Below are 9,021 nucleotides of genomic sequence, written 5' to 3' on the forward strand. Positions count from 1 at the left end.
CGGCGTCGGGGCGCTCGCCGATGACGGCGGCGGGATCCACGCGGACCACGTCGGCCCCCGCGGCGGCGAGCGCGACGGCCTCGCGGACGGCGGAGCGGATCCGGTCGGCGAGGGGCGCGTCGGCGTCCACGGGGGAGAGGTCGACCGCGAGCGTGAGGCCCGCGTCGTGCAGGGCGTCGGCGAGGGCGGCGAGGTCGGCGGCGGATCCGAGCTCGGCCCGCACGCGCACGCCCGGCGCCAGGAGCGCGTCGGCGTCCGCGTCGGCATCATCGGCGCGCTCGGTGACGGGCGTGATCTGCAGGTGCGTGAGCCCGAGGTCGCGGAGGGCGGGGATCCGGGCGGCGAGGCCCCGGAGGTCGTCGGCGTACCGGTCGACGTAGCAGACGCCGCCCGCGCGGAGGTCGAGGTGGAGGTCGTCGGGGGATCCCAGGGCCGGGGTGCGACGCGGCCGCACGTCCTGCAGGTTGGCGGCCAGCGCGTCGGCGAGGGCGTCGGCGTCGTCGCCCACGAGCGGGCGGAGGTCGGCGGCGAGGGCGTCGCGGTCGACCGGGGGCGCGGTGGCCGGCTCGGCGGGGGCGCGGTCGGCGGCGTCGGCGCGCGCGCCGTCGCGGTCGTGTCCGCCAGCCGCGGGATCGGTCGTGAGCGCTGTGCTCCCCATGCTCGGTCCTTCCTCCGCATACGGCGGGCACCGTCGCCCGACCCCCTGATCCTACGGGCGGGCGGGTCGCGCGACCCCCGGCGCCGTCCGCGCACTCCGCATCCCCTCGCTCGGCGGCCAGGCGCGCGCGCCTGACGGGAGGCTGCGCGCCTCGCGGGCGCGCGCCCGCACGGGTAGGATCGGACCCGTCGCGACTGGCGTTCGGATGGGTCACCATCGGGGAGCGACTCACACGGTTGGTGGCCGTACGCCTGGGCCACGACGCATCCTCTCGTCCACCGTGCTCAAGGAGTCCCATGCCCGTCGACCAGTCCTTCAACGCCCCCCTCTCCGAGGTCGACCCGGAGATCGCGGCCGTCCTCGAGCAGGAGCTCGGCCGCCAGCGCGGCACCCTCGAGATGATCGCCAGCGAGAACTTCGTGCCGCGCGCGGTGCTGCAGTCGCAGGGATCCGTGCTCACCAACAAATACGCCGAGGGCTACCCGGGCCGCCGCTACTACGGCGGCTGCGAGTTCGTCGACGTCGCCGAGCAGCTCGCCATCGACCGCGCGAAGAGCCTCTTCGGCGCCGAGTTCGCCAACGTCCAGCCGCACTCGGGCGCCACCGCGAACGCCGCCGTCCTCGCCGCCATCGCGCAGCCGGGCGACACGATCCTCGGCCTCGAGCTCGCGCACGGCGGCCACCTCACGCACGGCATGAAGCTCAACTTCTCCGGCAAGCTCTACGACGCCGCGGCCTACGGCGTGGACCCCGACACCTTCCTCATCGACATGGACGTCGTGCGCGAGAAGGCGCTCGAGCACCGGCCGCAGGTCATCATCGCCGGCTGGTCGGCGTACCCCCGCCACCTCGACTTCGCCGCGTTCCGCTCCATCGCGGACGAGGTCGGCGCCAAGCTCTGGGTCGACATGGCGCACTTCGCCGGCCTCGTCGCCGCGGGCGTGCACCCCTCGCCCGTGCCCTACGCGGACGTCGTCTCCTCCACCGTGCACAAGACCCTCGCGGGCCCCCGGTCCGGCGTGATCCTCAGCCGCGACACCGCGCTCGCCAAGAAGCTCAACTCGGCCGTCTTCCCGGGCCAGCAGGGCGGGCCGCTCATGCACGTCATCGCGGCCAAGGCCACGGCGTTCAAGATCGCGGCCACCGAGGAGTTCGCCGACCGGCAGCGCCGCACCATCCAGGGCGCGCAGATCCTCGCCGAACGCCTCGTCGCGGCCGACTCCACCGAGGCCGGCGTCTCCGTCCTCACCGGCGGCACCGACGTGCACCTCGTGCTGGCGGACCTCCGGAACTCGCCCATCGACGGCAAGCAGGCGGAGGACGCGCTGCACGAGGTCGGCATCACGGTCAACCGCAACTCGGTGCCGTTCGACCCGCGCCCGCCGATGGTCACCTCGGGCGTCCGCATCGGCACGTCGGCGCTCGCGACCCGCGGCTTCGGCGAGACCGAGTTCACCGAGGTGGCGGACATCATCGCCGAGACCCTGAAGCCCGGCAGCGACCTCGCCGCCCTGCGTGCGCGCGTGCTGACGCTCACCGACGGCTTCCCGCTCTACGAGGGCCTCACCCAGTGACCGCGGTCGTGCTCGACGGTGTCGCCACCGCGTCGGCCGTCAAGTCCGAGCTGGCCGTGCGGATCCGCGCCCTCCGCGAGCAGGGCCTCGTCCCGGGGCTCGGCACGCTGCTCGTGGGCGACGACCCGGGATCCCGCTCCTACGTCGCCGGCAAGCACCGCGACTGCGCCGAGGTCGGCATCGAGTCCATCCGGGTCGACCTGCCGGCGGACGCCACCGAGGCCGACGTGCGGACCGCGATCGAGCGGCTCAACTCGGATCCCGCCGTCACGGGCTACATCGTGCAGCTGCCGCTCCCCGCGGGGATCGACGAGAACGCGATGCTCGAGCTCATCGACCCGTCGAAGGACGCGGACGGCCTGCACCCGACCAACCTGGGCCGGCTCGTGCTCGGCGTGCAGGGCGAGCTGACCTCGCCGCTGCCGTGCACGCCCGCGGGCATCGTCGAGATGCTGCAGCGCTACGACGTGCCGATCGCCGGCCAGCACGTGGTCGTCGTCGGCCGCGGCCTCACGGTGGGCCGGCCGCTCGGCCTGCTGCTCACGCGCAAGGGCCTCGACGCCACCGTCACCCTCACGCACTCCCGCACGCGCGACATCGAGCAGGAGGTCCGCCGGGCCGACATCGTGGTCGCGGCCGTGGGCGCCGCGCACCTCGTGAAGCCCGAGTGGGTGAAGCCGGGCGCCGCCGTGCTGGACGTGGGGATCACGCGCGTCGTGGATCCCGAGACCGGCAAGGCGCGCCTCACCGGCGACGTGGATCCCGCGGTCGCCGAGGTCGCCGGCCACCTGTCGCCGAACCCGCGCGGCGTGGGTCCCATGACCCGCGCCATGCTGCTCGCCAACGTGGTGCAGGCCGCCGAGCGCGACGCGCGCCTGGCCGCCGAGCTACGCGGCTGACGGCGCTCGCCGCGACAGTGCTCGACTCGACCGTGCGGCGGTGATCGAGGAGGGGACGGCCGGTCAGGCCGTCCCCTCCTCGCGTGCGGGGCCGGTCGCGGACTCGGTGCCCAGCAGGACGGCCGGCGTCGGGATCGCCCCGGCGTGCAGCCGCGCGTTCTCCACGTACTGGTCGGCATTGATCCGGAGCCCCGCGACCTCCTCGTCGGTGAGCTCGCGCCGCACCTTGCCGGGCACCCCGGCGACGAGCGAGCGCGGCGGGATGCTCTGCCCTTCCAGCACCACGGTCCCGCCTGCGAGCAGCGACTCGCGGCCGACGACCGCGCCGTTCATCACGGTGGCGGACATGCCGACGATGCAGCCGTCCTGGATCGTGCAGCCGTGCAGCACCGCGTTGTGGCCGACGCTCACGCCCTCGCCGACCGTGAGCGGGAAGCCCGCGTCGACGTGGCAGCTGACGTTGTCCTGCAGGTTGGAGCGGGCACCGATCCGGATGTCAGCGGCCTCCGCGCGCAGCACGGCGTTGAACCACACGCTGGATCCGGCGGCGAGCGTCACGCGACCGACGACGCGCGCGCCCGCCGCCACGAGGGCGTCGGGCGCGATGTCGGGTGCGGGGGATCCGGGGAGCGCGCGGACGGTGGCCTGGGGATCGACGGTCATGCCGCCAGGGTAGGCCGCGCGGATCGGGCCCGCGGGCGCATCCGCGTGCCGCGCTCCATGGGCACGAAGGCGGCGGCGACGTACGCGTCCCACGGCGCGCGGTAGTAGGGGAGCGGCGAGGCGTTGATGAACACGTCGTGCCCGCCGAGCTCGCCGACGCGGCGGCAGACGTCGAGCGCGAGCGTCTGCGCGAGGCCCCGTCGGCGGTGCTCCGGCACGATGCCGAGCGGCTCGAGCTCCGCCCATCCGCTCGCCTCGTCGAGCCACGCGGTGCACGTGCCGGCGAGCGAGCCGTCGGGCGCCTCGACCACGAGGTCCAGCTCGCGCCGGTACACGGGAGCCGCCCGCATGGCCGCGTAGTCGTCCGCGTCGAAGGGGCTCTCGGCGTCGGGGTCGATGCCGTCGCCGGATCCGTCGGTGAAGGGCAGCTCGACCGGCTTCCATGCCCGGCGGTGCGCGTCGACCTTGGCCTGCTCCTCGCCCTCGGCGACCGGCCGGATGCGGTACTCGGCGGGCGGCCGTGCGCCCGTGTCGCGGGCGGGGTGGCGGAGCCCGGCGAGCGGAATCGCCTCGTCGGCGAAGCCGCGGTCCGCGAGGATCCCGCGCAGCCGGCCCTGCCCGCGGTGGACGGCGACGCTCGTGCGTCCCTCGCCCGCCGCGTCCAGGATCCACGCGGCCAGCAGGTCGGTGGTGGCGTCGTCGTCGGGCGCGCACTCGACGCGCGCGTCGTCCGTGGAGAAGGCGGCCCAGCCGATGAGCGCACCGGCCCCGTCGCGCACGACGGCCATCCGCTCCGGAAGCTGGCCGGTGGACGCCTCCCACGCGAATCCGCCGGGGTGCGTCGACGCGGGGAACCACGCGGACAGCGCGCGCCCGATCTCGCGGACGGCATCCGGGTCGTCGGCGAGCTCGGTCACGACGTCCGCAGGGGTTCCCATGCCGAGGAGCCTAGGGGCCCCTACTGCTCCGCCTTCGCCCCGTCCGACGGCGTGACCGTGAAGACGGTCGGCCCGGTGTAGCCGTGCTCCGCGAACGCGCCGTCGATGGCGACCTGGAGACGCGAGAGGGAGTCGGCGTCGATGAGCGCGATGGCGGATCCACCGAAGCCGCCGCCTGTCATCCGCGCGCCGATCGCGCCCTCGTTCTGCGCGACCTCGACTGCGAGGTCGAGCTCCGGCACGCTGATCTCGAAGTCGTCGCGCATCGAGCGGTGGCTCGCGTCCAGCAGCTCGCCGATGGCGCGCGGGCCCTCCTCGCGGAGCGCGCGCACGGTGTCGAGCACGCGCTGGTTCTCGGTGACGATGTGGCGCACGCGGCGGAACGTCTCGTCGTCGAGCACCTCGCGGGCGCGCACGAGGTCGTCGACCGCGACGTCCCGCAGCGACGAGACGCCCAGGAGGCGCGCGCCCTTCTCGCACGACTCGCGGCGCGCGCGGTAGCCGCCGTCGGCGTGCGCGTGGGCGACGTGGGTGTCGATCACGGCGATGGTGAGGCCGGCCGCCTCCAGCCCGAGCGGGATGACCTCGGCGTCGAGCGAGCGGCAGTCGAGGAACACGCCCGCGTCCTGGCGGCCGAGCAGGCTCGCGGACTGGTCCATGATCCCGGTCGGCGCGCCCACGATCTCGTTCTCGGCGAGCTGCCCGACCGCGGCGAGCGTCGGCCGGTCGAGGCCGAGGCGCCAGATGTCGTCGAGGGCGAGGGCGATGGATCCCTCGAGCGCGGCCGACGAGGAGAGCCCCGCGCCCACGGGCACGTCGCTGTCGATGAACACGTCGAAGCCGGGCACGGCCGCGAGGTCGGCCCCGCGCTGCCCGAGCGCCCAGGCGACGCCGAGCGGGTAGGCCTGCCAGCCATCGATGCGCTCGCCGGTGAGGTCGGCGAGGCGCGCCTCGACCACCTCGTCGGAGAAGGAGCTGGCGAGGCGGATCCGGTCGTCGTCCCGCGGCGCGAGCGCGATGACCGTGCGGCGGTCGATCGCGAACGGGAACACGAAGCCCTCGTTGTAGTCGGTGTGCTCGCCGATGAGGTTCACGCGCCCGGGCGAGGACCACACGCCGTGCGGCTCGCGCTCGAAGCGGGCGCGGAATCCCTCGCGCACGTCGTCTCGGATGTCGGTCATGCGTCCTCCACTGCCTTCCGGATGTTCTCCGCCGCCTTCTCGGGCGGCACGTCGCCGATCCAGGCGCCCATGGCCGCCTCGGATCCGGCCAGGAACTTGAGCTTGTCGGCCGCGCGGCGCGGCGACGTGATCTGCAGCATCAGCCGGATCTCGTCGCGGTGCGCATCCACCGGCGCCTGGTGCCAAGCGGAGATGTACGGCGTCGGGGTGTCGTAGAGCCGGTCGATGCCGCGCAGCAGCTTCAGGTACATGGTCGCCAGCTCGGCGCGCTCGGCCTCGGTCGTCTCCGCGAGATCGGGCACGTGGCGGTGGGGGAGCATGTGCACCTCCACGGGCCAGCGCGCCGCGAACGGCACGAACGCGGTGAAGTGCTCGCCGCGGAGCACGACGCGCTCGGACGCCTGCTCGGTCTCGAGGATCCGCTGGAACAGGCCCGGCCCGAACCGCTCGATCGACTCGACGAGCCGGCGCGTGCGCGGCGTGACGTAGGGGTACGAGTAGATCTGCCCGTGCGGGTGGTGCAGGGTGACGCCGATGGCCTCGCCGCGGTTCTCGAACGGGAACACCTGGCGGATCCCGGGCATCGCCGAGAGGGCGCGCGTGCGCTCGGCCCACGCCTCCACCACCGTACGGGCGCGCGACGGCGTGAGGCCGCTGAACGAGCCGGTGTGCTCGGGGCTGAAGCAGACCACCTCGCAACGGCCGACCGAGGTGCGCGTGCGGCCGAGGTCGATGCGCGTGAGGTCGTCGTCGTCCACCGCAGCGTCGACGTCCGGGCTGTCGGCGAGCGACGGGCCGAACGACGGCGACTTGTTCTCGAAGACCGCGACGTCGTACATGCTCGGGATCTCGGACGGGTTGGTGGCGCTCGCCGGGGCGAGGGGATCCAGCTCCGCCGGCGGCAGGTGCGCGCGGTTCTGGCGGGCGGCGGCGATGGAGACCCACTCGCCCGTGAGCACGTCCTGCCGCATCGTCGCGGTGGGCGGGCGGGGCGCGGCCGGGCGGGCGTCGGCGGCGCGCTCGGGCGGGAGGGTCGTGTCGGCGTCGTCGAAGTAGACGAGCTCGCGGCCGTCGGACAGCAGCGTGCGGCGCTGCGTGATCCCGGAGGGCGATGTCGTGACGGTCTGGTCGGCATGCATGATGCCCCGATCCTACGGGCTCGCGGAGCCGGGATCTGCGCTCGCGAAAGTCCCGGCTTGCGTTCCGGCAACCGCGTGGGGGAGGCTCGCGGGATGGCCGACGACTCCGCTCCCGTCCCCGCGGCGACCCGCCGGTCGCGCATCCTCGAGCGGCTCGCCGACCGCGGCTTCGCGACCGTCGCCGAGCTCGCGGCCGACGCGGGCGTCTCCGCCGTCACGATCCGCGCCGACCTCGACGCGCTCGCCGACTCCGCCGCCGTGCAGCGCGTGCACGGCGGCGCCGTGCTCCGCGCAGGTCTCGGCGCGCGCGAGCAGAGCCTTGAGGTGACGCTCGAGTCGGCCGCCGACGCCAAGCGCGCCATCGGCCGGGCCGCCGCCGACCTCGTCGAGAGCGGCCAGAGCGTGCTGCTCGACGTCGGCAGCACGACGCTCCAGGTGGCCCGCGCGCTCGTCGCGCGCGATGACCTCGTCGACGTCACCGTCATCACGAACGGGCTCACGCTCGCGCTCGAGCTCGAGCGCGCCATGCCGCGCTTCACGGTGGTCGTCACGGGCGGCACGCTCCGGGCGCTGCAGCACAGCCTCGTGGATCCGCTCGCCACCGTCGTGCTCGACCGCCTGCACCCGGACGTCGCCTTCATCGGCTGCAACGGGATCGACGTCGATCGCGGCGTCACGAACGTCAACCTGCCGGAGGCCGAGGTGAAGCGGCGGATGGTCGACGCGAGCGCCCGCACGATCGTCGTGGCGGACGGCTCCAAGGCCGGCCGCACGCACCTCGGATCCGTCGCGCCCCTCGACCGGATCGACATGCTCCTGACCGACGCCGACGCCGACGCGGATCCGCGCGAGCTCGGCCGCCTGCGCGACTCAGGGCTGCGCGTCGTCCAGGCCGGCGGGTCGCCCGGGGCCGCGCGGCCGTAACGTGGATTCCTTGAGACCCGTCACCGGAGAGCAGCACCACCTCGTCCACGCCGGCCCGTCCGGTGAGCTCCGCGCCACCGTCGTGCAGCTCGCCGCCGCGATCCGCGGCCTGACCCTCGACGGCGTCGACCTCGTCGAGCCCTACGGCGAGGACGTGGTGGCCCCGATGGGCGCCGGCATGGTGCTCGTGCCATGGCCGAACCGGATCCGCGGCGCCCGCTACGAGCTCGACGGCAAGGCGCAGGCGCTCGACGCCTCCGAGCCGTCGCTCGGCAACGCGTCGCACGGCCTCCTCCGCAACACGGGCTACGCGGCCTCCGACCGCGCCGACGACCGCGTCACCCTCTCCGCCACCGTCTTCCCGCAGCACGGCTACCCGTTCCTCCTCGACACCTCCGTCACCTACCGGCTCTCGGACGACGGCCTCGTCGTCACGCACCGGCTCCGCAACGACTCCGCGGCGGCCGCCCCCGTCGCGGTGGGCGCGCACCCCTATCTCGCGATCGGGGGCGTCCCCTCCTCCGACCTCACGCTCACGGTCCGCGCCGACACGTGGTCCGAGGTCGACGACGCGCTGATCCCCGTCACCGACCACCCCGTCGACGGCGCCGCCGAGGACCTCCGCGCCGGCCGCGTCGTCGGCGACCTCGACCTCAATACCGGCTACGGGAATGTCCACGTGGAGGGCGGTACGAGCCGCCACGGGCTCACCGCGCCCGACGGCCGCGGGGTCGAGCTGTGGGCCGACGCGTCCTTCCGGTTCCTGCAGGTCTACACGCCGCGCGAGTTCCCAACCCACGGGCGCCAGGCCGTCGCCATCGAGCCGATGACGGCGCCGGCCGACGCCTTCAACTCCGGCATCGGCGTGCGCCGCCTCGCGCCTGGCGAGGAGTGGACGCTCAGCTGGGGGATCCGCGCCACGGGCTTCTAGCTGTACTCGGCCATGACGTTGGTGACACTTCGGGGCGTGTGAAGAGGCCTCCTGGCTTGATGGAGCTGTTCAGTTCAACCATCGCCAGGAGGCCTCGATGTCCCACGGTAATGC

8 protein-coding genes, 1 pseudogene and 1 riboswitch are annotated in these 9,021 nt (G+C 74.3%); of the genes and pseudogenes, 4 read left to right on the plus strand and 5 right to left on the minus strand.

The window, feature by feature from the left end; translation table 11 throughout:
- Positions 1–658 (minus strand): annotated as a pseudogene (locus tag HDR73_RS10790) (DUF3459 domain-containing protein); the annotation flags it as partial.
- A gap of 180 nt (positions 659–838) precedes the next feature.
- Positions 839–922: riboswitch (ZMP/ZTP riboswitch) on the plus strand.
- A gap of 32 nt (positions 923–954) precedes the next feature.
- Here HDR73_RS10790 and glyA point away from each other — a divergent pair.
- Complete coding sequence (gene glyA, locus HDR73_RS10795; protein WP_041464342.1) at positions 955–2,232, plus strand: serine hydroxymethyltransferase; 1,278 nt, start codon at positions 955–957, stop codon at positions 2,230–2,232.
- A complete protein-coding gene (locus HDR73_RS10800) occupies positions 2,229–3,131 on the plus strand; it encodes a bifunctional methylenetetrahydrofolate dehydrogenase/methenyltetrahydrofolate cyclohydrolase (protein ID WP_012298022.1) in 903 nt (300 codons plus the stop codon). The genes glyA and HDR73_RS10800 overlap by 4 nt, the downstream gene beginning before the upstream one ends.
- Positions 3,132–3,194: 63 nt before the next feature.
- Here HDR73_RS10800 and HDR73_RS10805 read toward each other — a convergent pair whose 3' ends face one another.
- From HDR73_RS10805 to galT, 4 genes are read right to left on the minus strand one after another with little or no spacing between them, the layout of a single operon-like run.
- On the minus strand, positions 3,195–3,794 hold the full coding sequence (locus HDR73_RS10805) for a gamma carbonic anhydrase family protein (protein ID WP_012298021.1): 600 nt from the start codon (positions 3,792–3,794) through the stop codon (positions 3,195–3,197).
- A complete protein-coding gene (locus tag HDR73_RS10810) occupies positions 3,791–4,732 on the minus strand; it encodes a GNAT family N-acetyltransferase (protein ID WP_012298020.1) in 942 nt (313 codons plus the stop codon). The genes HDR73_RS10805 and HDR73_RS10810 overlap by 4 nt, the downstream gene beginning before the upstream one ends.
- A 20-nt stretch (positions 4,733–4,752) precedes the next feature.
- The gene (gene galK / locus HDR73_RS10815) at positions 4,753–5,913 is read right to left on the minus strand and encodes a galactokinase (RefSeq protein ID WP_012298019.1); all 1,161 of its coding nucleotides are present in this window, start codon (positions 5,911–5,913) and stop codon (positions 4,753–4,755) included.
- Positions 5,910–7,052, minus strand: coding sequence for a galactose-1-phosphate uridylyltransferase (gene galT, locus HDR73_RS10820; RefSeq protein ID WP_012298018.1), 1,143 nt, complete (start codon positions 7,050–7,052; stop codon positions 5,910–5,912). The genes galK and galT overlap by 4 nt, the downstream gene beginning before the upstream one ends.
- Positions 7,053–7,145: 93 nt before the next feature.
- On the opposite strand from galT, the gene HDR73_RS10825 reads away from it, so the two are divergent.
- Positions 7,146–7,976: a DeoR/GlpR family DNA-binding transcription regulator gene (locus tag HDR73_RS10825; protein ID WP_012298017.1), complete on the plus strand. Its 831-nt coding sequence runs from the start codon at positions 7,146–7,148 to the stop codon at positions 7,974–7,976.
- A 1-nt stretch (position 7,977) separates the two neighbouring features.
- Positions 7,978–8,907: an aldose 1-epimerase family protein gene (locus tag HDR73_RS10830; RefSeq protein WP_223842708.1), complete on the plus strand. Its 930-nt coding sequence runs from the start codon at positions 7,978–7,980 to the stop codon at positions 8,905–8,907.
- Positions 8,908–9,021 lie beyond the last annotated feature (114 nt).

It is taken from the genome of Clavibacter sp., from assembly GCF_014802555.1.
GTDB classification, from domain to species: Bacteria; Actinomycetota; Actinomycetes; order Actinomycetales; family Microbacteriaceae; genus Clavibacter; species Clavibacter sepedonicus.

Bases quoted from the DNA above. Each gene is read 5' to 3' on its own strand.
- HDR73_RS10825 (WP_012298017.1), top strand. From the start codon at position 7,146: ATGGCCGACGACTCCGCTCCCGTCCCCGCGGCGACCCGCCGGTCGCGC.
- glyA (WP_041464342.1), top strand. From the start codon at position 955: ATGCCCGTCGACCAGTCCTTCAACGCCCCCCTCTCCGAGGTCGACCCG.
- HDR73_RS10805 (WP_012298021.1), bottom strand. From the start codon at position 3,794: ATGACCGTCGATCCCCAGGCCACCGTCCGCGCGCTCCCCGGATCCCCC.
- galT (WP_012298018.1), bottom strand. From the start codon at position 7,052: ATGCATGCCGACCAGACCGTCACGACATCGCCCTCCGGGATCACGCAG.
- HDR73_RS10810 (WP_012298020.1), bottom strand. From the start codon at position 4,732: ATGGGAACCCCTGCGGACGTCGTGACCGAGCTCGCCGACGACCCGGAT.
- galK (WP_012298019.1), bottom strand. From the start codon at position 5,913: ATGACCGACATCCGAGACGACGTGCGCGAGGGATTCCGCGCCCGCTTC.